The 22,307-nt window shown below is 70.6% G+C and carries 21 protein-coding genes, 1 tRNA gene and 1 pseudogene; 21 read left to right on the top strand and 2 right to left on the bottom strand.

The features are described 5' to 3' along the window. The first annotated feature begins 41 nt into the window (after positions 1 to 41). From ACIQRL_RS27765 to ACIQRL_RS27685, 17 genes are all read left to right on the top strand, one after another. A complete protein-coding gene (locus ACIQRL_RS27765; protein WP_401336670.1) occupies positions 42 to 704 on the top strand; it encodes a GntR family transcriptional regulator in 663 nt (220 codons plus the stop codon). A gap of 477 nt (positions 705 to 1,181) precedes the next feature. Beyond that, on the top strand, positions 1,182 to 2,390 hold the full coding sequence (locus ACIQRL_RS27760) for a CaiB/BaiF CoA transferase family protein (RefSeq protein ID WP_401336667.1): 1,209 nt from the start codon (positions 1,182 to 1,184) through the stop codon (positions 2,388 to 2,390). Beyond that, positions 2,384 to 3,922 (top strand): class I adenylate-forming enzyme family protein, encoded by a 1,539-nt coding sequence (locus ACIQRL_RS27755; RefSeq protein ID WP_401336664.1) that lies wholly within the window; start codon positions 2,384 to 2,386, stop codon positions 3,920 to 3,922. Before ACIQRL_RS27760 ends, ACIQRL_RS27755 begins: the two co-directional genes overlap by 7 nt. A gap of 130 nt (positions 3,923 to 4,052) precedes the next feature. Continuing rightward, complete coding sequence (locus ACIQRL_RS27750) at positions 4,053 to 5,144, top strand: SMP-30/gluconolactonase/LRE family protein (RefSeq protein WP_401336661.1); 1,092 nt, start codon at positions 4,053 to 4,055, stop codon at positions 5,142 to 5,144. A gap of 62 nt (positions 5,145 to 5,206) precedes the next feature. After that, positions 5,207 to 6,163: an SMP-30/gluconolactonase/LRE family protein gene (locus ACIQRL_RS27745; RefSeq protein WP_401336659.1), complete on the top strand. Its 957-nt coding sequence runs from the start codon at positions 5,207 to 5,209 to the stop codon at positions 6,161 to 6,163. Further along, positions 6,160 to 6,546 (top strand): nuclear transport factor 2 family protein, encoded by a 387-nt coding sequence (locus tag ACIQRL_RS27740; protein WP_401336656.1) that lies wholly within the window; start codon positions 6,160 to 6,162, stop codon positions 6,544 to 6,546. Before ACIQRL_RS27745 ends, ACIQRL_RS27740 begins: the two co-directional genes overlap by 4 nt. Before the next feature lie 166 nt (positions 6,547 to 6,712). Continuing rightward, positions 6,713 to 7,831 carry a homogentisate 1,2-dioxygenase gene (locus tag ACIQRL_RS27735; protein WP_401336653.1) on the top strand — a complete coding sequence of 373 codons (1,119 nt, stop codon included), beginning with the start codon at positions 6,713 to 6,715 and terminating at the stop codon, positions 7,829 to 7,831. Then, on the top strand, positions 7,828 to 9,015 hold the full coding sequence (locus ACIQRL_RS27730; RefSeq protein WP_401336650.1) for a hypothetical protein: 1,188 nt from the start codon (positions 7,828 to 7,830) through the stop codon (positions 9,013 to 9,015). The genes ACIQRL_RS27735 and ACIQRL_RS27730 overlap by 4 nt, the downstream gene beginning before the upstream one ends. 75 nt (positions 9,016 to 9,090) lie before the next feature. Further along, positions 9,091 to 10,299 (top strand): thiolase family protein, encoded by a 1,209-nt coding sequence (locus ACIQRL_RS27725; RefSeq protein ID WP_401336647.1) that lies wholly within the window; start codon positions 9,091 to 9,093, stop codon positions 10,297 to 10,299. Then, positions 10,296 to 11,057: an SDR family NAD(P)-dependent oxidoreductase gene (locus ACIQRL_RS27720; protein ID WP_401336644.1), complete on the top strand. Its 762-nt coding sequence runs from the start codon at positions 10,296 to 10,298 to the stop codon at positions 11,055 to 11,057. Before ACIQRL_RS27725 ends, ACIQRL_RS27720 begins: the two co-directional genes overlap by 4 nt. Positions 11,058 to 11,078: 21 nt before the next feature. Next, the gene (locus ACIQRL_RS27715; protein ID WP_401337029.1) at positions 11,079 to 12,248 is read left to right on the top strand and encodes an acyl-CoA dehydrogenase family protein; all 1,170 of its coding nucleotides are present in this window, start codon (positions 11,079 to 11,081) and stop codon (positions 12,246 to 12,248) included. Continuing rightward, a complete protein-coding gene (locus tag ACIQRL_RS27710) occupies positions 12,245 to 12,991 on the top strand; it encodes an enoyl-CoA hydratase/isomerase family protein (RefSeq protein WP_401336642.1) in 747 nt (248 codons plus the stop codon). Before ACIQRL_RS27715 ends, ACIQRL_RS27710 begins: the two co-directional genes overlap by 4 nt. Before the next feature lie 71 nt (positions 12,992 to 13,062). Beyond that, positions 13,063 to 13,839 carry an SDR family NAD(P)-dependent oxidoreductase gene (locus ACIQRL_RS27705; RefSeq protein ID WP_401336639.1) on the top strand — a complete coding sequence of 259 codons (777 nt, stop codon included), beginning with the start codon at positions 13,063 to 13,065 and terminating at the stop codon, positions 13,837 to 13,839. Positions 13,840 to 13,884: 45 nt separating this feature from the next. Then, complete coding sequence (locus ACIQRL_RS27700; protein WP_401336636.1) at positions 13,885 to 15,072, top strand: acyl-CoA dehydrogenase family protein; 1,188 nt, start codon at positions 13,885 to 13,887, stop codon at positions 15,070 to 15,072. Further along, positions 15,065 to 16,447, top strand: a complete 1,383-nt coding sequence (locus tag ACIQRL_RS27695; RefSeq protein ID WP_401336634.1) for a phosphotransferase family protein — start codon at positions 15,065 to 15,067, stop codon at positions 16,445 to 16,447. The genes ACIQRL_RS27700 and ACIQRL_RS27695 overlap by 8 nt, the downstream gene beginning before the upstream one ends. Positions 16,448 to 16,536: 89 nt before the next feature. Beyond that, complete coding sequence (locus ACIQRL_RS27690) at positions 16,537 to 17,130, top strand: TetR/AcrR family transcriptional regulator (protein WP_401336631.1); 594 nt, start codon at positions 16,537 to 16,539, stop codon at positions 17,128 to 17,130. 73 nt (positions 17,131 to 17,203) lie between these two features. Further along, positions 17,204 to 17,968, top strand: coding sequence for a crotonase/enoyl-CoA hydratase family protein (locus ACIQRL_RS27685; RefSeq protein ID WP_401336628.1), 765 nt, complete (start codon positions 17,204 to 17,206; stop codon positions 17,966 to 17,968). Positions 17,969 to 18,045: 77 nt separating this feature from the next. On the opposite strand, the gene ACIQRL_RS27680 is transcribed toward ACIQRL_RS27685, so the two are convergent. After that, positions 18,046 to 18,582 carry an NUDIX hydrolase family protein gene (locus tag ACIQRL_RS27680; protein ID WP_401336625.1) on the bottom strand — a complete coding sequence of 179 codons (537 nt, stop codon included), beginning with the start codon at positions 18,580 to 18,582 and terminating at the stop codon, positions 18,046 to 18,048. A 220-nt stretch (positions 18,583 to 18,802) separates the two neighbouring features. Between ACIQRL_RS27680 and ACIQRL_RS27675 the strand changes: the two genes are divergently transcribed. The 4 genes from ACIQRL_RS27675 to ACIQRL_RS27660 all read left to right on the top strand — a co-directional run bounded on the left by ACIQRL_RS27675 (position 18,803) and on the right by ACIQRL_RS27660 (position 22,045). Continuing rightward, positions 18,803 to 19,666 carry an intradiol ring-cleavage dioxygenase gene (locus ACIQRL_RS27675; RefSeq protein WP_401336622.1) on the top strand — a complete coding sequence of 288 codons (864 nt, stop codon included), beginning with the start codon at positions 18,803 to 18,805 and terminating at the stop codon, positions 19,664 to 19,666. Further along, a complete protein-coding gene (locus ACIQRL_RS27670) occupies positions 19,663 to 20,757 on the top strand; it encodes a maleylacetate reductase (RefSeq protein ID WP_401336619.1) in 1,095 nt (364 codons plus the stop codon). Before ACIQRL_RS27675 ends, ACIQRL_RS27670 begins: the two co-directional genes overlap by 4 nt. A 259-nt stretch (positions 20,758 to 21,016) precedes the next feature. After that, positions 21,017 to 21,784, top strand: a complete 768-nt coding sequence (locus tag ACIQRL_RS27665) for an NPP1 family protein (RefSeq protein WP_401336616.1) — start codon at positions 21,017 to 21,019, stop codon at positions 21,782 to 21,784. A 187-nt stretch (positions 21,785 to 21,971) separates the two neighbouring features. Then, positions 21,972 to 22,045, top strand: a tRNA-Pro gene (locus ACIQRL_RS27660). A 120-nt stretch (positions 22,046 to 22,165) separates the two neighbouring features. Here ACIQRL_RS27660 and ACIQRL_RS27655 read toward each other — a convergent pair. Then, a pseudogene (locus ACIQRL_RS27655) lies at positions 22,166 to 22,304 on the bottom strand (tyrosine-type recombinase/integrase); the annotation flags it as partial. Between the last annotated feature and the right edge of the window lie 3 nt (positions 22,305 to 22,307).

Here is a 22,307-nt window from a genome sequence, read left to right as displayed (position 1 = left end):
GGTCGCGCCCTGACCATGGTGCCGTACCAGGAGCGGAAACGATGACGAAGCCGTCGGTGAGGGTCTACGAGGACCTTCGCAGGAGCATCCTGACCGGGGCGCACCCGTCCGGCGCGTGGCTGCGCGAGGAGAACATCGCGACCACCTACGAGGTGAGCCGCACTCCCGTACGCGACGCGCTGCGCCGGCTGCAGGCCGACGGGCTCATCACCCTGCACCCCAACCGCGGTGCGCAGGTGACCGGATTCGACGCCGCCGATCTCGACGACATCTTCAGTCTGCGGGCGCTCCTTGAGGGCTACGCCGCGCGCCGTGCGGCGGAGCGCGACGGTTCGGAGGCCGAGCGCGAGGAACTGCGGGAGCTGTGCGACGCCATGGACGAGGTGGCGCGCGCCGCCGGCGACGACGCCGACGACCGGATCACCGAGCTCAACTTGCAGTTCCATCGCGCGCTGCACCGGGCCGCCGGCAACGCGCTGCTCCCCGGGATCCTGTCCGGGGTCATCGAGATCTCCCTCGTACGGCACACGTTCCACAACTACTCCCCGGAGGAGATGGCGCGCAGCCTGCGCCAGCACCGGGAACTGGTCGACGCGCTCACCGCCCGTGACGGGACGTGGGCGCAGTCGGTCATGACGGCGCACGTGCTGTCCGCGCGGGCGTCCCTGAGCCGCCACCGGGCCGACCAGCAGTCCGGGGACTGACGGGGCGCGCCCCGTCAGTCCCCGGCCCGTCGGGCACACCCGCCGGGCCGTAGGACAGCCGCAGTCGCCGGGGCGCGGGACGGGCACGTCTGCCGGCGTGCGACGGGCCCACCCGCCGTGCGTGCACCGGCCGTATCCGCCGTGCGTGCGACGGGCACATCCTCCGGGTGTATCCGTACCCGCCCGCGCGCGGTGGGCGGGCGGCGCCTGACGGGTTCCGGGGCCCCTGCGGGTACCCCTGCCCGGTAGGGCCGAGGCGTCGGTCCGGGGCGTCGCCTGAGGCGCGGCGGTGACGCTCGTACACGCCGTGGACCAGCGGATTTCGCCACCCGGGGCCGCTCCGCGTGACGCCGCGCGGGACCACCGAAGGCGGTCCGGCAGCAGAACTGATTCAGGTCTGTACGAATCGGAGGGCGCTGTGCTTTCATGCCTGTACCGACCGGACGGTACAACGAGGTACGACGACTGGAGGTGGTCATGAGCGGGCCTCTCGACGGGGTGCGGGTGGTGGAGATCGCCGGGGTCGGCCCCGCTCCGTTCGCCGCGATGCTGCTGGCGGACATGGGCGCCGAGGTGGTCCGGGTGGACCGGGTGGACGCGATCGAGCAGTCGCCCGGCATGGACGACCCCAGGTTCCGTATCCCCGAGCGCAGCCGCAGCTCCGTGGCCGTGGACCTGAAATCCGCCGAGGGCGCGGAGATCGTGCTCCGGCTCGCCGAGACCGCCGACGCGGTGATCGAGGGCTTCCGCCCCGGCGTCGCCGAACGGCTCGGCATCGGACCGGACGCCTGCCGGGCCCGCAACCCGCGTCTGGTGTACGGCCGGATGACGGGCTGGGGGCAGCAGGGTCCGCTCTCGGACCGGGCCGGCCACGACATCAACTTCATCTCGGTCGCGGGAGCGCTGCACCCCATCGGTCTCGCCGGGCAGCCGCCGGTACCGCCGGTGAACCTGGTCGGCGAGGGCGGCGGCGGGATGCTCCTGGCCTACGGGATCGTCTGCGCCCTGCTGGAGGCCCGCCAGTCGGGGGCCGGGCAGGTCGTGGACGCAGGCATCGTCGACGGAGCCGCGGTGCTGCTGTCGACGATGCTCGGGATGCGGGCCGCCGGCACCTGGAACACGGAACGCGGCACCAACACCCTCGACTCGGGTTCGCCCTTCTACGGCACCTACCGCTGTGCCGACGGCGAGTACGTGGCCGTCGGCGCGGCGGAGCGGTACTTCTTCGACCGCCTCCTGGAGACGCTCGGCGTCGCGGACGACCCGAGGGCGGCCGGGGACCGGCTGGATCCCGGGCGCTGGGATGCGATGAAGGAGTGCATCGCCGAGGCCTTCGCCGCCAGGTCACGTGCCGAATGGATGACGGTGTTCGACGATGTCGACGCCTGCGTCACCCCGGTCCTCTCGCTCGACGAGGTCGCGGGCCACCCGCACAACCGCGAGCGTGGCACGTTCCTCGACATCGAAGGGGTGGTGCACCCCGCGGCCGCCCCCCGTTTCAGCCGCACCCGGCCCGCGGCACCCAGACCGCCCGCCGACCCGGGCCGGGACACCGCCGACGTGCTGCGCGCGGCGGGCTACAGCCACCAGCAGATCACCGGATTCGTCGAGAGGCGCGTGGTCGCCGTCCAGGGCGGCACCGCCACCTCGCTCATCGACCGCACAGGAGGAAGAACGCCATGCTGATCAGTGACGTGCTGCGTCGCAACGCGATGCGGACACCGGAAAAGAACGCGCTTCTCATGGCGGACGGTTCGGGCTCCCGCACCTATGCCGAGCTGTACGAGAGGGCGATGCGCCTCGCGAACGCGCTTCTCGGCATCGCCTCGCGGGGCGACCGGATCGCGATCCTGTCCGAGAACAACCCCGAGTACGTCGAGGCGTACTACGGCGTCCCCGCCGTGGGCATGGCGCTGACCATGCTCAACTACCGCCTGCACCCGAAGGAATGGGTGTGGATCCTCAACAACTCCGGCGCCAGGGTCGTCCTGGTCGAGGAGCAGTACCTGGAGGCGCTCACCGAGCACCGCGCCGATCTGGAGTCGGTCGAGCACATCGTCGTCATCGGTGAGTCCCGGCCCGGCGTACGCAGCTACGAGGACCTCGTGGCCGAGGGCCGGCCGACCGAGCCCGAGGTGCGGGTCACCGAGGACGAGGTCGCCTGGCTGCTCTACACCAGCGGCACCACCGGCTTCCCCAAGGGCGCCCAGCTCACCCACCGCAACATCAACACCGCGCTGATCCAGTCGGTGCTCGCCTACGAGCCGACACCGGAGACCAGCTTTCTCAACGCGATGCCGCTGTGTCACGTCGCCGGCTACCTCACGCCGATGCACCAGTTCAACGGCGGTTCCGTGCTGATGATGTCCGGCTGGGACCCGGAGCAGTGGATGCGGCTGGTCCAGGACCACCGGGTCACCAGCGGCGGCTTCGCCCCGACGATGATGGCGATGCTCCTCGCCCACCCGAAGATCGACGAGTACGACCTGAGCAGCCTGGAGTGGATGGGCTACGGCGCCTCCAAGATCCCCGTCGAGGTGCTGCGCCGGACGATCGAGCGGTTCGGCCCGATCGTGTACGCCGGTATGGGCATGACCGAGCTGGGCGGGAACATGCTGACCCTCGACAAGGCGGCCCACATCCGGGCCGTGAACGGCGAGGAGCACCTGCTCGACGCGGTCGGCAAGCCGATGGCCCTGGTCGACGTGCGCGTGGTGCGGCCCGACGGCGAGGACTGCGAGGTGGGCGAGGTCGGCGAGATCGTCGTCCAGGGCGACCAGGTCACCGTCGGTTACTACGGCAATCCGCAGGCCACCGAGGACGCCTTCGCCGGCGGCTGGTTCCACACCGGTGACCTCGCCCGCAAGGACGAGGAGGGCTTCCTCTACATCGTCGACCGGGCCAAGGACATGATCATCTCCGGCGGCGAGAACGTCTACTCCAGCGAGGTCGAGAACGCCCTCTACGAGCACCCGGGGGTCGCCGAGGCGGCGGTCATCGGTCTGCCGGACCCGGTGTGGGGCGAGAAGGTGGCCGCCGTGGTGGTCCGCAGGGAGGGCCAGGAGGTCTCGGCGGACGAGATCGTGGCGCAGTGCAAGAGCCGGCTCGCCTCGTACAAGCAGCCTCGGGCGGTGTTCTTCGCGGACGCCCTGCCGAAGACGGTCAGCGGCAAGATCCGCAAGAACGACCTGCGGGACCGGTTCGCCGCGGGGGAGTGACATCCGTGGCGGGGAGCCGCTCCGCGGGGGTGGTCCCCGCTCCGGGAAGGGCCCGAGGGCACGGTCCTCGGGCCGGACGGCGACATCAGCAACGCGTTCACCAGGAGCTGTACCGAAAGGACGGTTGACCATGGAAAGAACCGAAGAGACCGCGGAGCCCGTTCAGGACATACTGCCGCCGCGGCGGGCCCTCTCCCGCCGGTCGCTGATCGGGCGCATGACCGCGGTGACCGCGGGTGCCTCGGGCGCCGCGGTGCTCGGCCCGGTCGGCGCGGCCGCCGCCGCGGACAGGCGCCGTAAGCCGAAGGTGACCGTCCTGGCCACCGGGCTGAAGTTTCCCGAGGGACCCCTCGCGCTCCCGAACGGTGACGTGCTCGTCGTCGAGGTCCTGCGCGGGACGCTGACCCGGGTCACCCCGGACGGCACCGTGTCGGTGGTGGCCGAGCTGGGCGGCGGCCCCAACGGCGCCGCGCTCGGTCCCGACGGCCGGGTCTACGTCGCCAACAACGGCGGCCTGAACGGTTTCGACGTGGGCGGGTTCACCTTCGCCGGCGGCACCCCCGCCGGCTACGTCACCGGCAGCATCCAGGCGGTCGACCTCGCCGACGGGTCGGTGGAGACGCTCTGCACCGAGGCCGGCGGGCAGCCGTTGCGCGGTCCGGACGACCTGGTCTTCGACGCCCACGGCGGCTTCTACTTCACCGACTACGGCAAGACCGGCGCGACCGCCGTCGACCGGGGTCGGCTGTTCTACGCCACCGCCGACGGCACCTCGATCCGGAAGGTGGCCGACGGGATGGACGGCCCCAACGGCATCGGGCTCTCCCCGGACGGCAAGCGGCTGTACGTCAGCGAGACGTACACCGCGCGGGTCTGGTGGTGGGAGGTCACGGCCCCCGGAGTGATCAAGGGCGGTCTCTCCCTGGGCGGTTCGGGCGGCGGCAACTTCCTGTACACCGCGCCCGACTACACGAACTTCGACTCGCTCGCCGTCGAGGCCGGAGGGAACGTCTGCGTGGCGTCGATGATCCACGCGGGCATCTCGGTGGTGAGCCCGAAGGGCCACCTCGTGGAGTTCGTCGACATCGACGTCGGCGGAGACCCGGGCATATCCAACATCTGCTTTGGAGGAAAACACCTGACCACCGCGTACATCACCGCCTCCAGCACCGGAAAGCTGCTGAAGGTGGAGTGGCCGCGGCGGGGCCTGGCACTGAACTGAAGGCCCGTCGGAACAAACGTAAAAAAGTCAGCTGCAAAGAACATCCCGGGAAGGGAAAGCAAATGAATGTCACCACTCTTGCCACCGGACTGAAGTTCCCCGAGGGGCCGGTCGCGCTCCCGAACGGTGACGTGCTCGTCGTCGAGGTCCTGGGCGGGAAGCTGACCCGGGTCACCCCGGACGGCACCGTGTCGGTGGTGGCCGAGCTGGGCGGCGGCCCGAACGGCGCGGCCCTCGGTCCCGACGGCCGGGTCTACGTCACCAACAACGGCGGCATGATGGGCGTCGAGTTCGGCGGCTTCACCTGGGCCGTCGGCATCGCGCCCGACTACGTCACCGGCAGCGTCCAGGCGGTCGACCTCACGGACGGTTCCGTGGAGACGCTCTACACCGAGTGCGACGGACAGCCGCTGCGCAGCGCCAGCGACCTGGTCTTCGACGCCCACGGCGGGATGTACTTCACCGACTACGGCAAGAGCGACGGGGTCACCGGCGACAAGGGCCGGCTCTTCTACGCGACCGCCGACGGCACCTCGATCAAGCTGCTCACCGGCGGGATGGACGGCCCCAACGGCATCGGCCTCTCGCCCGACGGAACGCGGCTGTACGTCAACGAGACCTTCACCGCGCGCGTGTGGTGGTGGGAGATCACCGCGCCGGGCGAGATCAAGGGCGGGCTGTCCATGGGCGGCTCCGGCGGCGGCAACTTCCTGTACACGGCGCCCGACTACACCAACTTCGACGGGCTCGGCATCGAAGCCGACGGCAACCTCTGCGTGGCGTCGATGGTCCACACCGGCATCTCCGTGGTCAGCCCGGAGGGCGAACTGGTGGAGTTCGTCGACATCGACGTCGACAACGACCCGGGCCTGACCAACATCTGCTGGGGCGGCGAGGGCCTGCGGACCGCCTACATGACCATGGCCAGCACCGGACAGCTCATCAAGGTGGACTGGCCGCGCCCCGGTCTGGCCCTCAACTACGGCCCCACCGGCGCACCGGAGGGGGAGCAGGCATGAGCGCGGGCGTCTCCGCGCTCGCCGACCGGTTCTTCGCCGCGGTCTCCCGTGGGGACCTCGCGGAACTGGAGGCGCTGTACAGCCCGGACGTGACCGTCTGGCACAACTACGACGACGTCGACCAGACGCGCGCGGAAAGCCTGCGGCTGCTCTCCTGGCTCGCCGCGAAGGCCGGCCCGCTGCACTATGTGGACGTGCGGCGGACGGTCCTGGACGACGGCTTCGTACAGCAGCACGTCGTCGAGCTCGGTGGGCGCTGCGAAGGAATTCGCATGCCCGCCATGCTCCGGGTCTTCTGCGACGACCGGCACATCCGCCGGATCGAGGAATACGTCGACCCGAGCCCGCTGAACGTACGGCTGGCGGCGACGGCAGCACCTTGATGAGAACGCCGGCCGTGTGTGCCGTACAGCACGGTCGGCGGTGACAGCCCACGATTGACGGGAACACCTGGCCAGATTACTGTACCGATCAGTCGGTACGGAGATTCGGTGCCGGGGCGCCGGATGCCAGAACATCCGGCGCCCCGGACGAAGACGGGAGCGGTAAGTGGAGTCATTCACCCACCTGCGGAAAGGCACGACGCCCCGCAGGATCCACGCGGACCTCGAAGGTCTCAAGGACGACGAGCTCGGCCGTGGCGGGTTCGAGGGCCGCACGGCGCACCTCTACCGTCGTCACGACCCCACCCAGTACCGCAGCGAGGGTCCGCTGACCGGCGTCGACATCGCCGCGAGCGCGCTGACCCCCACGGACAAGGACGACCCGAGCGGCGCGCCGCTGCTGATGTTCAGCAACGCCGACTGCCGGATCTCGCTGAGCATGCGCAACGCCCCCGCGCCGTTCTACGTACGCAATGTCGACGGCGACGAGCTGCACTTCGTGCACCAGGGCACCGGAAGCTTCGTCACCGAGTTCGGCTCGCTGGCCTACCGACCCGGTGACTACGTCTACCTCCCCAAGGCGACGACCTACCGCCAGGTCCCCGACGAGGGCGGCAGCTGCGTCCTGGTCGTCGAGGCGGTGGACGAGTTCCGCGTCCCGCCGGCGGGCGTCCTCGGCCGGCACTTCCCGTTCGACAGCGCGCTCGTCGTGGTCCCCGAGGCCGCCGTGGTCGAGGACGACGGCCGCGACGAGTACGAGGTCCGGCTGTACCACTCCGGTCGGCAGACCTCGATCTTCTACCCGCACGACCCGTGCGACGCCGAAGGCTGGCGGGGCGACAACTTCCCCTTCACCTTCAACATCGACGACTACAACGTGATCACCTCCGAGAGCGTGCACCTGCCGCCCACCGTGCACCTGTTCATGCAGGCCACCGGCGTGTACGTGATGAACTTCCTGCCCAGGGTCGCCGAGGGCGTGCCGGGGACCGAGCGCTACCCGTGGTACCACCGCAACGTCGACTTCGACGAGATCGCCTTCTTCCACGGAGGCAACGTCTTCGGGATCGACCTGCCGCCCGGCCTCATCTCGCACGCCCCCCAGGGCACGCACCACGGAGCCCCGGAAAAGGCCCGCGAGCGCTCCCGGCGCCGCTTCGACCGGGACACCCGGGTCGAATGGAAGATCATCGCCGTCGACACCCGACGGCGGCTGGTGCCCAGCGAGGCGGTCCTCACCGCGGCGGCCGAAGCCGGTGCCGCAGACCCGGAGATCCAGATATGAGCACGGAAGCCAAGAAGCACGCCTACGACCGCATCCCCTACCTGGTGATGTTCGAGGACACCTCGGCCTACCGGGACACCTACGGCGGGCCGAGCGCGATGGTCGCGCTGGAGAGCTACCTCCTGAAGCCCAGGGAGGTGGAGTCCGACACCGTCATCGTGTTCATGCACCCGATCGGCGGAGGCGCCTACCTGCCGATGATGAACGCCCTGGCCAGGGCCGGCCACCACGTCATCTACTGCGGCAGCCGCTACCGGGGCGTCGACAACGCCCTGATCATGGAGAAGGTCGTCCAGGACCTCGGCGCCTGTGTGCGCGACGCCCGCGACCGGCTCGGCTACGCCAAGGTCGTGCTGGCCGGCTGGAGCGGTGGCGGCTCGCTGTCGCTGTACTACCAGCAGCAGGCGCAGAACCCGACGGTCACCGCCACCCCGGCCGGCGACGCCCCGGACCTCACCCGCTGCGACCTGCCCCCCGCCGACGGCATCATGCTGCTCGCCGCGCACGTCAGCCGGCACGGCACGATGACCGAGTGGCTGGACGCCTCGATCCTGGACGAGTCCGACCCCGACGTCCGCGACCGTGAACTCGACCTGTACGACCCGAAGAACCCGAACCAGCCGCCGTACACCGCGGAGTTCATCGAGCGCTACCGGGCCGCGCAGATCGCCCGCAACCGCAGGATCACCGCCTGGGTCAAGACGCAGCTCGCCGAACTGCGCGAGTCCGGACGCGAGTTGGAGGAGCGCGGCTTCGTGGTGCACGGCACGATGGCCGACCCGCGCTGGCTCGACCCCGCCGTCGACCCCAGCGACCGTGCGCCGGGCTGCTACCTGGGCGACCCCAAGGTCGTCAACAACGGCCCGGTCGGCCTGGCCCGGTTCAACACCCTGCGCGGCTGGCTCTCCCAGTGGAGCTACGACGACGCCAACGGCGACGGCGTGAAGTGCGCCGCCGACCTGCAGGTCCCCGCTCTCGTGATCGGCAACAGCGCCGACGACGCGTGCACCCCGAGCCACACCCAGCGTCTCTTCGACGCGGTCGGCCACCCGGACAAGACCCTGCACGTGGTCAAGGGCGCCACGCACTACTACGCGGGACCCGACCAGCGTCCCCAGCTGGCCGAGGCCATCGGCGTCATCACCGGCTGGATGGCCGAGCGCGGCTTCGCCCCGTCCGCCTGACGCCCGCAGCCTTCAGCCCCGTACACCACCGGCCGCACACCCCCCGTGTTCCGGTCGTCCCCGAAAAGGTTTCCCATGCCCGAAGCAGTAATCGTCGAAGCGGTCCGCACCGCCTCCGGCAAGCGTCACGGCTCCCTGTCCGGCTGGCACCCCGCGGAGCTCGCGGCCCAGACGCTGATCGCGCTCCAGGAGCGCTCCGGCATCGACCCCGCCATCATCGATGACGTGATCATGGGCTGCGTGACCCAGAACGGTCCCCAGAGCACCAACGTCGGCCGGACGGCCGTCCTGGCCGCGGGCTGGCCCGAGACCGTGCCCGCCACGACCATCGACCGGCAGTGCGGCTCCTCCCAGCAGGCCGTCCACTTCGCCGCACAGGCGATCATGGCCGGCACCTGCGACGTCGTCGTCGCGGCCGGCCTGGAGTGCATGTCCACCGTGCCGATGTTCTCCAACGCCCCCGGCGGCGACATCCGCGCCGTCTACGGCGAGGCGGCGCACCAGCGCTACGCCGACCGCGAGGCGTACGGAGCCAGCGGTCTCGTCCCGCAGGGCATCTCCGCGGAGCTCGTCGTCGACCGCTGGAAACTGACCCGCGAGGAGCTCGACGCCTACGGTCTGCAGAGCCACCGGCGCGCCGCCGCCGCCCGCGACGAGGGGCGCTTCGACCGCGAGATCGTCCCCGTGCCCCGCAAGGTGCGCGACCGCGAGACCGGCGAGGTCACCGAGCCCGGCGACACCCTGCTCGCCGACGAGTGCATCCGCGACACGTCCCCCGAGGCGCTGGCCGGGCTCAAGCCCTCCTTCATCCCCGAGGGGCGCGTGACCGCCGGCAACTCCTCGCAGATCGTCGACGGCGCCGCCGCCGTCCTGATCATGAGTGCGGAGAAAGCCCGCGAGCTGGGCCTGCGCCCGCGCGCGGTCATCCGCCACATGGCCGTCACCGGCTCGGACCCGGTCGAGATGCTGACCGGCCCGATCCCGGCGACCCAGCGGGTCCTCGCGCGGTCCGGCATGAGCCTCGACGACATCGACCTCTTCGAGGTCAACGAGGCGTTCGCCTCGGTCGTCCTCGCCTGGCAGCGCGAACTGGGCGCCGACCCGGCCAAGGTCAACGTCAACGGCGGCGGCATCTCGCTGGGACACCCGCTCGGTGCCTCCGGCGCCAAGCTGATGGTCACCATGCTGCACGAACTGGAGCGCACCGGCGGCCGGTTCGGCCTCCAGACCATGTGCGAGGGCGGCGGCATGGCCAACGCCACGGTCATCGAGAGGCTGTCGTGACCCAGGGGGCGCACGTCATCGACCTGAGCGGCAAGGTCGCGGTGGTGACCGGGGCCTCCAGCGGACTGGGGCGCAGGTTCGCCCTGACGCTGGCCGCGGCCGGTGCCACCGTGGTCGCGGCCGCCCGCCGCACCGACCTCCTGGAGTCACTGGCCGCGGAGCACGACGGCATCGTGGCCCACCGGTGCGACATCACCGACGAGGACGACTGCGCGGCCCTGATCGCCCGCGCCGAACAGCTCGGTGGCGTGAACATCCTGGTCAACAACGCCGGCTGGGCCGACGCGCTGCCGGCATTCGATCAGCCGCTCGCCTCGTTCCGCAAGACCCTCGACATCGACGTGACCGCGCTCTTCCAGCTCAGCGTGCTCGCCGCGAAGTCCATGACGGAGCGCGGCGGCGGGACGATCGTCAACATCGCCTCCGTCCTCGGGCTCGTCGCATCCGCCCCGATCCCCCAGTCGGCCTACGGCGCCGCGAAGGGCGCCGTCGTCAGTCTCACCCGGCATCTGGCCGCCGAATGGGCCCCCTCCGGGGTCCGGGTCAACGCCATCGCGCCGGGCTGGTTCCCCAGCGAACTGACCGCCGAGATGCTGGCCGACGAGTCCGCGAGCCGCTGGATCGCACGCAACACCCCCATGGGCCGGCCCGGCCGGCCCGAAGAACTCGACGGAGCCCTGCTGCTGCTGGCCGGACCGGGCGGCAGCTTCATCACCGGACAGACCCTCGCGGTCGACGGCGGATGGACCGCACGATGAGAGAGGAGGCACGCGATGGCTGTGCACCGTGATCTGTTCGACGAGACCCACGACGACTTCCGCAGCAGTTTCCGGGCCTTCGTCAAGGCCGAGATCGTCCCGAACCACGAGAAGTGGGAGGCGGCGGGTCGGGTCGACAAGTCCATGTTCCTGGCCGCCGGAGCCCAGGGCTTCCTGGGCATGGCCGTCCCGGAGGAGTACGGCGGCCTCGGCGTCGACGACTTCCGCTACAACGTGATCATCTCGGAGGAGCTGCAGCGGGCCAACGTCATCGGCTCGGGCATGTGCATCACGCTCCACAACGACATCGTGCTGCCGTACCTGCTCGGCGCGACCAACGAGGAGCAGCGGGCCCGCTGGCTGCCGGGCTTCGTCACCGGCGAGATCATGGGCGCGATCTCCATGACCGAGCCCGGCACCGGATCGGACCTGGCCTCCGTCCGTACGACCGCGATCCGCGACGGCGACCACTACGTCGTCAACGGCTCCAAGACGTTCGTCACCAACGGCCTCAACTGCGACCTGGTCATCGTGGCCGCCAAGACGAACCCCGAGGAACGCCACCGCGGCCTCAGCCTGATCGTCGTGGAGGACGGCACCCCCGGCTTCACCCGCGGACGCCACCTGCGCAAGATCGGACTGAAGAGCCAGGACACCGCGGAGCTGTTCTTCGACGACGCCCGGGTGCCGGCCGAGAACCTGCTCGGCGAGCCGGGTTCGGGCTTCCCCACCCTGATGGCGAACCTGGCCCAGGAGCGCATGGCGCTGTCGGTCTCGGCGATCACCGGCGCCCGTGCCGTCCTGGACTGGACGATGGACTACTGCCGGGAGCGCGAGGCCTTCGGACAGCGGCTGTCCTCCTTCCAGAACACCAAGTTCGAGCTGGCCGAGATGCTCACCGCCACCGAGGTCGCCCAGGTCTACGTGGACTACCTCGTCCGCCGTCACCTGGCCGGGGAACTGGACGCCGAGGACGCGGCCAAGGCCAAGTGGTGGACGACCGAACTCCAGCAGGACGTGGTCAACCGCTGCCTCCAACTGCACGGCGGCTACGGCTTCATGGAGGAGTACCCGGTCGCCAGGGCCTTCCTGGACGCACGGGTGCAGACCATCTACGCCGGGACCAACGAGATCATGAAGGAGATCATCGGCCGGTCCATCGACGCTCCCGACAAGCAGGCCCGCCGATGAGCGTCGACTGCGAGACGCGGGACGGCGTGGCCACGATCACCCTGAACCGGCCGGGCAAGCTCAACGCCATGACCGACACGATGTGGAGCGCGCTGGAGGCCCTGCTCGCCGAGCTGACGGCCGACCCCGGCACCCGCGCCGTGGTGGTCACCGGAGCCGACGGGGCGTTCTGCGGCGGCTCGGACGTCGAGGGACTGCTCGACGACCTCGACGCGCTGCCCGACCGGATCAGGGTCTCCAACCGCTGTGTCCTCGCCCTGCACGAGGCACCGTTCCCGACGATCGCGATGGTCGACGGGGTCGCCGCGGGCGCGGGCGTCAACCTCGCGCTGGCCTGCGACTTCGTGGTGGCCAGCGACCGGTCCTGCTTCCTTCAGCTCTTCATCCGGCGCGGACTGTCCCTGGACAGCGGCGGAAGCTGGCTGCTGCCCCGTCTGGTGGGGGAGCGCAGAGCACGCCAACTGGCGTTCCTCGGCGACTCCTTGGACGCCGCCACCGCGTTGGACTGGGGAATGATCACCTCTGTGGCGCCGCCGGAGGAACTGGCCGCGCAGGTCGACGCCCTCACCGACCGCCTTCGCAAGCTGTCGGCCGCCGCCCTGGCCGGCACGAAGTCACTGCTCAACGAAGCCTGGCGGACCACTCTCGCCGAGGCGCTCGAAGCCGAGATCGACAACCAGGTCGCGGTGATCGCCTCTCCCGAGGCACAGGCGGCCATCGCCGCGTTCGTCCGCAAACCCTGACCGGACACCGGCCGGGCACGAGCCCGCCCGCACCCCGCACCCCGCACCGCACACGAACCAAGGAGTCAACGATGGAACTGGCAGGCAGCTCGGCGATCGTCACCGGCGGAGGCTCCGGTCTCGGAGAGGCCGCCAGCCGCCTTCTCGCGGCCAAGGGCCTCAAGGTCACCGTCCTCGACCTCGACGAGGTCGGCGGCAAGCGGGTCGCCAAGGAGATCGGCGGCCGCTTCATCGCCGCGAACGTCACCGACCCCGACCAGGTCATCGCCGCCGTCGACGCCGCCGTGTCCGACGCCCCGCTGCGCGTCGTCGTCAACTGCGCGGGCATCCCGAGCCTCGCCCGCACCGTCGGCAAGGACGGCTCGTACGGCTCGGCCCACGACCTCGACGCGTTCCGCAAGGTCGTCGAGGTCAACCTGATCGGCACCTTCAACGTGGTCCGCCTCGCCGCGACCGCGATGTCCCACAACGAGCCCGACGCCGACGGCGCGCGCGGCGCGATCGTCAACACGACCTCGGTCGCCGCGTTCGACGGCCAGATCGGCCAGGTCGCCTACAGCGCCTCCAAGGGCGGCGTCGTCGGACTCACCCTGCCGCTGGCCCGTGACCTCGGTGTCGTCGGCGTCCGGGTGAACACCATCGCGCCCGGCCTGATCGAGACGCCGATCTACGAGACCGTCCCGAACCCGGCCGAGTTCAAGGCCAAGCTCGCCAAGGACGTCGTCTTCCCGCGCCGGCTCGGCCAGGCCGAGGAGTTCGCCAGCCTCGCGTGGGAGCTGCTGTCCAACAGCTATATGAACGGTGAGGTGATCCGGATCGACGGGGGCGTCCGCCTTCCCCCCAAGTAATCGACGCACCGCCCTGCCCGTCCGCTGCTGTCAGGAATGAAGCCCATGAGTATGTCAGGATCACAACTCCACGCCGCCATGCGGGAGTTCGTCGACGGTGAGGTCATCCCCGCCGAACGAGCCCTGGACGCCGGTGGCGACAGTGCCGCCGTCGCGCTGGGTCGCCTGCAGGCGAGCGCCAAGGAAAAGGGCCTGTGGGCGCTGGGCCACCCCGCCGAGATCGGCGGCGGCGGTCTGCCGTTCTACGAGTTCGCGCTGGTCAACGAGATCATCGGCCGCTCCAAGTACGGACAGCTCGCGGCGGGCACGCTGTCGATGCAGGACGCGATCATGCTCCACCGCTTCGCAAGTGAAGAGCAGAAGCAGCGCTGGCTGCTTCCGCTGGTGGCCGGTGACATCACGCCGAGCACCGGAATGACCGAGCCGGAGGTCGCCGGATCGGACCCGACGCTCATCCAGGCCACCGCCCGGCTCGACGGCGACGAATGGGTCATCGACGCCCACAAGTGGTTCACCACCGGCGGCTCCAACGCGGCGTTCACCACGGTCTACGCCCGCACCGAGCCCGACGACGTCAAGGCCCACCAGGCCCTGTCCGCGATCGTCGTGCCCGCCAGCACCCCCGGCTTCGAGGTCGTCCGCGTCCTCAAGACCATGGGCTCCACCGGCGGAGACCACTGCGAGATCCGCCTCACCGGAGTCCGCGTCCCCTACGAGAACCTCCTCGGTGAGCGGGGCGGCGGATTCGCCGTCGGCCAGATCCGCCTCGGCCCCGGCCGGATCTTCCACGCCATGCGCTGGCTCGGCCAGGCCCAGCGCGCTTTCGAGCTGATGGTCGACCGCGCCAACACGCGCTACGCCCATGGCTCGCTGCTCTCGCAGAAGGGCGAGATCCAGCGCTACGTGGCGGAGTCCGCGGCCGAGATCCACGCGGCGCGGCTGATGGTCCTGGACGCGGCGAAGCAGTTCGACCAGGACGGACAGGCCCGCATCCAGATCAGCATCGTCAAGTTCTGGGCCGCTCAGATGCTCCACAACGTCATCGACCGCGCGATCCAGGTCCACGGCGCCCTCGGCGTCACCGACGACACGCCCCTCGAAGGCATGTACCGCGAGGCGCGCTTCGCCCGCATCTACGACGGCCCGGACGAGGTCCACCGGATGGTCGTCGCGCGACGCCTGCTGGCCGACCCCTCCCGCGCCCCTTGGCTGCAGGACGGTCTCGATGACTGACCAGGAGGAGATCGAGACGCGCCTGACCGCCGCCTGGGGCGCCCCGGTGACGGCCACCGTCCCCAGCGCCCTGCCCGGCGGAGCCAGCCGGCAGACCATGCGCTTCACCGCCGAGGCCGAGGGCCGCTCCCGCGACCTGGTCCTCAGGCGCGACCTCTCGGGCCCGGCCGGTGCCGAGACCATGGACCTGGAGGCCAAGGTCATGGCCGCCGCCGCCGCGGCCGGAGTACCGGTCCCGGAGCTGGTCGACAGCGGGGCGTCCCTCGGCGGCAACCCCTACATCGTGATGAGCCATGTGGAGGGCGAGGTGATCCCCCGCCGCCTGCTGCGCGACGACGCCTACGCCACGGCACGGGAGACCCTCGCGGCGCAGTTCGGTGCCATCGCCGCGCGCATCCACACGATGTCCCCCGACACCCTCGACGGGCTCGGCCGGCAGGACCCGATCGCCGCGCTGCGCGCCCTCGCGGAACGCTGGGACTCGCCCCGGCCGTCGGTCGAACTCGGCATCCGCTGGCTGGAGGACCACCCCGTGCCCGCCGTCGCCGACACCGTCGTCCACGGAGACCTGCGCAACGGCAACGCCATCGTCGGCCCCGAGGGGATCCGGGCGGTCCTGGACTGGGAACTGGTCCACCGCGGAGACCCCGTCGAGGATCTCGGCTGGCTCTGCGTGAAGGCGTGGCGCTTCGGTTCGGCGCTGCCGGTCGGCGGGTTCGGCACCCGCGCACAACTCCTCGACGGATACGAGCAGGTGGCGGGCTGGCGCCCGACCGACGCGCAACTGCACTGGTGGGAGGTCTACAGCACGCTGCGCTGGGTGCTGATCTGCCGTCAGCAGGCCGCCGTGCACCTGGAGGGCGAAGAGGACTCGCTCGAACACGCGGTGATCGGCCGCCGGGTGTGCGAGGCGGAATTCGACCTGCTGCTCGCGCTCGGACTGACGCGGCCGGAGAAGATCGAGGACACGCTGGCCGTCGTAGACGCCGCGGAGTCCGAAACGGTCGGCACGGGCGCCGCACCCCACGACGCACCGGACGCCGACCATCTGCTCGCCGTGGTCGAGCGCACCCTCGCCCGCGGTGAGCTCGGTCCGCAGGGCGGCGGCGGCTACCTCGCCAGGGTCGCGGCCAATGCCCTGCGGATCGTACGACGCGAGCTCCTGCTGTCCGCCGAGGTCACGGAGCGGCACCGCGGACGGCTGGAGGGCCTCGGGTTCGCGACGGAGCGGGACCTCGCCGAAGCCCTGCGCTCCGGCGCCGTGACACCTGTGAACCCCCGCGTCGTGGAAGCCGTCGTCGGGACGGTCCGGGACAAGCTGCTCGTGGCCAACCCGGCGTATCTCGGCCGGCCCGACGCTCCGGAAGAAGGCTGACAGCGAGGGCACCGGCGCCCGCGAGCCGGGCGCCACGACCCTCGGTAGTCTCTACCTCCCCCGGCAATCTTCTCGAGAATGGCAGGTCAATGGCCCCCAAGTCACCTCAGAAAGCTCGGATTCTGCGTGCCGCGGCGGAGTTGTTCGCCGAGCACGGCTACCACGGCACCGGGATGGCCCAACTCGAGGCGGCTGTAGGGCTTCAGAGAGGCGCGCTGTACCACCACATCGGGAACAAGGAAGCCCTGCTCTTCGAGATCAGCGCCTCCCAGCTCCGCGTGATGGTCGAGGTCGCCCTCGATATCGAGAAGCGGGTGGAGGATCCCGAGGAACGGTTCAGGGAGCTGGCCCGGACCTTGATGGAGAACATCGCCGACCACGTTCTCGAATGGACCGTCCACTACCGGGACTTCACCGCGCTCACGGGTCCGCTCATGGAATCGGTGCTCGATCTGCGCAAGCAGTACGAGCAGGTGTGGCGGCGCACCCTCAACGCGGGAATCGACGCCGGGGACTTCAAACCACTGCCCGAGGCAGTGGCGTTGAAGGGAATCCTCGGAATGTTCAACTATTCGTACGTGTGGTTGAAGAAGGACGCCGGACTCCCGCCGCGCGAGATCGCGGACGTCTTCTGCGACACCTTCCTCGCCGGAATCCTGCGATCCGTGCCTTCGAACGGCTGAACGGCTGAACGGCTGAAGAACACGTCGTCCGAGCACCTGAGCCGGAACGACCGCACCACAAGGAGAACGACACATGTCGGACGAAGTCCTGGTCGAGCGCCGCGACGGCGTGCAGATCATCACCATCAACCGGCCGCAGGCGAAGAACGCCCTGAACCTGGCCGTCGCCCGCGGTATCGCGGAGGCCGTCGACGAGCTGGACGCGTCCGACGATCTGCGGGTCGGCGTGCTGACCGGCGCCGGTGGAACGTTCTCCGCCGGGATGGACCTCAAGGCGTTCCTCAGGGGCGAGAGCCCCGCTATCGAGGGCCGCGGCCTGGCGGGCATCACGATCACTCCGCCGAAGAAGCCGCTGATCGGCGCGGCCGAGGGCTGGGCGCTGGCCGGAGGGTTCGAGCTGCTGCTCGCCTGCGACCTGGTGGTCGCGGCCGACACGGCCAGGTTCGGCGTCCCGGAGGTGACCCGCTCCCTGGTGGCCGCCGCCGGTGGCGCGCTGCTGCTGCCGCGCCGTATCCCGTACGCGATCGCCATGGAGATGCTCCTCACCGGCGATCCGATCACCGCGCAGCGCGGCGCCGAGGTGGGCCTGGTCAACCGGCTGGTACCGGAGGGCAAGGCGCTGGAGGGCGCGCTGGAACTGGCCGCCCGCGTGGCGTCGGCCGGCCCGCTCGCGGTGGCCGCGACCAAGCGGATCGCACGCTCCAGCGCGGACTGGACGCTCGCCGAGGGCTGGGAGGAGCAGGAGCGGATCATCGCGCCGGTCTTCGTCTCCGAGGACGCGCGTGAGGGCGCGGCCGCCTTCGCGGAGAAGCGCAGCCCGGTGTGGAGCGGCCGGTAGGTCGGCCGGGAGGACGGGCGGTGACGGTCCGTCGGGTGTGCACCCCTGGACCGTCTCCCAGCCCGTGGATCCGCCCGTCAGGCGATACGTCCGACGTACGCCAGCGCCTGCCTCAGCAGAACCCCGTGACCGCCCGGCATGTCGTCCGTGACCACGGGGGACGAGGCCTCCTCCGGACTGAACCAGACCAGGTCGAGGGCGTCCTGCCGGGGGCGGCAGTCGCCGGTCACCGGCACGATGTACGCCAGGGACACGGCGTGCTGACGCGGGTCGTGGAACGGCGTCACGCCCAGCGTCGGGAAGTACTCGGCGACGGTGAAGGGGTGCAGGGAGGCCGGGATCCGGGGCAGTGCCACCGGGCCGAGGTCCTTCTCCAGATGGCGCAGCAGCGCGTCGCGGACCTTCTCGTGGTGCAGCACCCGGCCGGAGACGAGGGAACGGCTGACCGTCCCGTCCGGACCGATACGGAGCAGGAGCCCGATGTGGGTGACTTCGCCGTTGTCGTCGACGCGCACCGGTACGGCCTCGACGTACAGGATCGGCATACGGGCGCGGGCCGATTCCAGTTCGTCACGGGACAGCCAGCCGGGCGTGGTTTCGGTCAAGTCAGACATTGCTTGATCATACTTTCCGTGCGTCCGGTGCGGGCGTAATGCTCCAGGTCAACGATGCCTCACGGAAAGGGGCATCGCGCGTCCTTCGGCGTCGATCACACTGTTTCGGCCGAGCGGGCCGGACGCGGTGAAGAGGTTCGTGAGCGGTGAACGGCGCGCCCGGCGGCCTCGTAGCCTGGTGTCCGCCCGGCAGGACGACCGGCGGGACCACGGGAGCGGCATGGCCAAGGAACGCACCACGGACATCACCGAAGCTGTCGTCGACAGCTTCGCGGGCACGCCCGACCCGAGACTGCGCGAGCTGCTCGGCTCGCTCACCCGCCATCTGCACGCCTTCGTCCGCGAGGCAAGGCCGACGACGGGGGAGTGGGAGAGCGCCATAGGTTTCCTGACGGAGACCGGGCGGATGTGCACGGACACCCGCCAGGAGTTCATCCTCCTGTCCGACGTGCTCGGCGTGTCCATGCTGGTGGAGAACCTGAACGGCCACCGCGACCCGGGCGCGACGGAGTCGACGGTCCTCGGCCCGTTCCACATGACGGAGTCGCCCGTTCGGGACCTCGGCGCGACCATCGACCTGGTGGGCACCGGCGAGCCGTGCGTGGTCAGCGGCCGGGTGCTGTCCCGGGACGGCACTCCGCTGCCCGGCGCGGTCCTCGACGTGTGGCAGGCGGACGGCGAGGGCTTCTACGACGTCCAGCGGCCGGACGTCCAGCCGCCCGGCAACGGACGCGGACTCTTCACGGTGGACGCCGAGGGCCGCTTCCGGTTCCGCACCTGTGTGCCGAGCCCGTACCCGATCCCCACCGACGGCCCGGTCGGCGCCCTGCTCGGGGCCACCGGCCGCCACCCCTGGCGCCCCGCCCACATCCACTTCATCGCCTCGGCCGAGGGCCACGTCCCCGTCACCACGCACATCTTCGTGGCGGGCAGCCCCTATCTGGACTCCGACGCCGTCTTCGCGGTGAAGGAGAGCCTCGTCCAGGACTTCGCAGAGACCGACGATCCTTCGCTGGCACGGGAGTTCGGCGTCACGAACCCCTTCCGGCACGCCCGCTTCGAACTCGTCCTGGAGCACGAATGACCACCCCGCCGAGCACCCCGCTCGACTTCTCCTACGAGACCCGGCCCGCCCGGGTCGTCTTCCGGGCCGGCGCCTCGGTGTCCGCGACACCGGGGGAGGCCGCGCGTCTCGGGCTGCACCGGGTGCTCGTGGTGTGCGGCAGCCGGGGCGCGGAGGTCGCCCGGTCGGTGGCGGACGCGCTCGGCGACAACTGCGTGGGGGTGCACTCCGGAGCCCGGATGCACGTACCCGTGGAGGTCGCCGACGAGGCGGTCGAGGTGGCGCGCGCGGCGGGCGCCGACGGCTGCGTCGCCGTCGGGGGCGGCTCCGCGATCGGCCTCGGCAAGGCGATCGCGCTGCGCACCGGCCTGCCGCTGATCGCCGTGCCCTCCACGTACTCGGGCTCCGAGATGACGTCCGTGTGGGGTCTGACGGAACACGGGGTCAAACGCACCGGACGCGACTCCTCCGTACTGCCGCGCTGCGTCGTCTACGACCCCGAACTCACCCTCGGCCTCCCGGTCCCGCTCTCGGTGACCAGCGGCGTCAACGCCCTCGCGCACGCGGTCGAGGCGCTGTACGCCCCCGATGCCTCCCCGCTGGTCTCCCTCATGGCCGAGGAGGGAGTACGGGCGATGACGGGCGCCCTTCCGGACGTGGCGGCGGCCCCCGGCGATCCCGGGGCGCGCTCCCGGGCGCTGTACGGCGCCTGGCTCTGCGGCGCCTGCCTCGGCGCCACGACCATGGGTCTGCACCACAAGCTCTGCCATGTCCTCGGCGGCACCTTCGGCCTGCCGCACGCCGAGACCCACACCGTGGTCCTCCCGTACGCCCTCGCCTACAACGCGCCCGCCGCGCCGCAGGCGATCGCCGTCCTGGCGCGGGCCATGGACACCGACGACGTCCCCCGCGCCCTGCGGGAGCTCGCGGGCGGCCTCGGCGCTCCCCGCTCGCTCGCCGAACTCGGCCTGAAGGAGGCCGACTTGGCCCGGGCGGCGGCCCAAGTCGCGGCGGAGTCCTACCCCAACCCGCGTGAGGTCACCGCGCACGGCGTGCTGGGGCTGCTGACGGCCGCGTACGAGGGATGGGAGCCGCGGAGCGAGGACTCCTAGGGTCTCCCTGCCTGCCGGCAACCGGCCCGGAGGCAACTGGCCTGACAGCAACTCGGCTGTCAGGCAGTGGAGTTGTGCTCCGGACAGGTCCGGCGACTCCCAACAGGCCGCCCCACCCTCCCCATTGGCACATCTGTCATCGCTCTGACACCCGCGACCTCTGGTGTTTTTCGCGCCCGCCCGGAAGGCTGATCTGGGCATGCCAAGACGACCGCCTGGTCTGCCCTGCCCCCACGCCGCGGTCGATCCGGAGGAAGCAGTGACAAGAAGCTCGCGGGCCCGCAAGGTCTCGCTCATCCTGGGCAGCGCCGTCGCACTGGTCGTCGCCTTCCCGGGCAACGCCCTCGCCGACCCGCCCACGGCCTTGCCCGGGAACGCGGACGCACTGGAGTCGACGTTCCAGCCGGCCTTCGACTACGACACCGACGGCTGTTACCCGACGCCCGCCATCGGCCCCGACGGCACCATCAACCCCGGTCTCAATCCCTCCGGGGCCCTGAACGGCCACTGCCACGACTCCTGGGACCTCGACAACACCAACGGGTACTCCCGCGAGAAGTGCAACAACGGCTGGTGCGCCATCATCTACGGCCTCTACATGGAGAAGGACCAGGCCGTGGTCGGCAGTGGCCTGGGCGGGCACCGCAACGACTGGGAGCACGTCGTGGTGTGGGTCCAGGACAACGAGGCCAAGTACGTGTCCACGTCGGCCCACGGCAACTTCAACATCTACACCCGGGACCAGATCCGCTGGGACGGGACGCACCCCAAGGTCGTCTACCACAAGGACGGCATCCGCACGCACTGCTTCCGGCCCGCGAACACCAACGACGAGCCGCCGGAGAACAGCTACCACACCTGGCAGTTCCCGACGCTGGTCGGCTGGAACGGCTACCCCGCCGGACTCCGCGACAAGTTGAGCGCGTACGACTTCGGCAGCGCCGTGTTCGGCCTCAAGGACGGCAACTTCAACTCCCACCTGACGAAGGCCGAGCCCTCCGGCATCGCGTTCGACCCCAACGCCTGACCGGTCCCGCGGCGGCGGGTGACGCGCCCCGCGTCACCGGCTGACGAACCGGCCTGACGACCACTGCCGCGCCCGGCCGGCGACCCCCCCGCTGCGCTGCGACGATGACCCTGTGTGTGCGGCCGTCCACCGACGTGCGGTAGGGTTCGAGTGCGCGAACACGCGGGTCACCGCGCGTGAGACGCATCGGGACGTGGCGCAGCTTGGTAGCGCACTTGACTGGGGGTCAAGGGGTCGCAGGTTCAAATCCTGTCGTCCCGACTGGAGACAGTCGCAGGTCAGGGCCGGTTTCGGAGGCATCCGAAACCGGCCCTTGACCATTTTTGGGGACCAGTCGGGGACCGGCGTACTTGACCGAGGTCAGCGGGTCACGACGATCGGGTAGCGCTGGGTGGTGGTCAGTGACCCGTGGCCGGCGATCCTGCGTAGGACGTGTACTTGGACACCCGGCGTCGGCGAACCAGGTCAGTCCGGTGTGCCGGAGGTCATGGCGGCGCAGGTGCTCGTAGCCGAGCTTCGCCCC

It is taken from the genome of Streptomyces sp. NPDC091209 (assembly GCF_044757755.1).
Taxonomy (GTDB): Bacteria; Actinomycetota; Actinomycetes; order Streptomycetales; family Streptomycetaceae; genus Streptomyces.
The sequence above is the reverse complement of the archived record's forward strand: the minus strand, read 5'-3'. Positions and strand labels throughout refer to the sequence as shown.

What these genes read in the sequence shown, in the direction of transcription:
- ACIQRL_RS27765 (WP_401336670.1), top strand. Translation starts at nt 42, where the DNA reads ATGACGAAGCCGTCGGTGAGGGTCTACGAGGACCTTCGCAGGAGCATC.
- ACIQRL_RS27760 (WP_401336667.1), top strand. Translation starts at nt 1,182, where the DNA reads ATGAGCGGGCCTCTCGACGGGGTGCGGGTGGTGGAGATCGCCGGGGTC.
- ACIQRL_RS27755 (WP_401336664.1), top strand. Translation starts at nt 2,384, where the DNA reads ATGCTGATCAGTGACGTGCTGCGTCGCAACGCGATGCGGACACCGGAA.
- ACIQRL_RS27750 (WP_401336661.1), top strand. Translation starts at nt 4,053, where the DNA reads ATGGAAAGAACCGAAGAGACCGCGGAGCCCGTTCAGGACATACTGCCG.
- ACIQRL_RS27745 (WP_401336659.1), top strand. Translation starts at nt 5,207, where the DNA reads ATGAATGTCACCACTCTTGCCACCGGACTGAAGTTCCCCGAGGGGCCG.
- ACIQRL_RS27740 (WP_401336656.1), top strand. Translation starts at nt 6,160, where the DNA reads ATGAGCGCGGGCGTCTCCGCGCTCGCCGACCGGTTCTTCGCCGCGGTC.
- ACIQRL_RS27730 (WP_401336650.1), top strand. Translation starts at nt 7,828, where the DNA reads ATGAGCACGGAAGCCAAGAAGCACGCCTACGACCGCATCCCCTACCTG.
- ACIQRL_RS27725 (WP_401336647.1), top strand. Translation starts at nt 9,091, where the DNA reads ATGCCCGAAGCAGTAATCGTCGAAGCGGTCCGCACCGCCTCCGGCAAG.
- ACIQRL_RS27710 (WP_401336642.1), top strand. Translation starts at nt 12,245, where the DNA reads ATGAGCGTCGACTGCGAGACGCGGGACGGCGTGGCCACGATCACCCTG.
- ACIQRL_RS27705 (WP_401336639.1), top strand. Translation starts at nt 13,063, where the DNA reads ATGGAACTGGCAGGCAGCTCGGCGATCGTCACCGGCGGAGGCTCCGGT.
- ACIQRL_RS27700 (WP_401336636.1), top strand. Translation starts at nt 13,885, where the DNA reads ATGAGTATGTCAGGATCACAACTCCACGCCGCCATGCGGGAGTTCGTC.
- ACIQRL_RS27695 (WP_401336634.1), top strand. Translation starts at nt 15,065, where the DNA reads ATGACTGACCAGGAGGAGATCGAGACGCGCCTGACCGCCGCCTGGGGC.
- ACIQRL_RS27690 (WP_401336631.1), top strand. Translation starts at nt 16,537, where the DNA reads ATGGCCCCCAAGTCACCTCAGAAAGCTCGGATTCTGCGTGCCGCGGCG.
- ACIQRL_RS27685 (WP_401336628.1), top strand. Translation starts at nt 17,204, where the DNA reads ATGTCGGACGAAGTCCTGGTCGAGCGCCGCGACGGCGTGCAGATCATC.
- ACIQRL_RS27680 (WP_401336625.1), bottom strand. Translation starts at nt 18,582, where the DNA reads ATGTCTGACTTGACCGAAACCACGCCCGGCTGGCTGTCCCGTGACGAA.
- ACIQRL_RS27675 (WP_401336622.1), top strand. Translation starts at nt 18,803, where the DNA reads ATGGCCAAGGAACGCACCACGGACATCACCGAAGCTGTCGTCGACAGC.
- ACIQRL_RS27670 (WP_401336619.1), top strand. Translation starts at nt 19,663, where the DNA reads ATGACCACCCCGCCGAGCACCCCGCTCGACTTCTCCTACGAGACCCGG.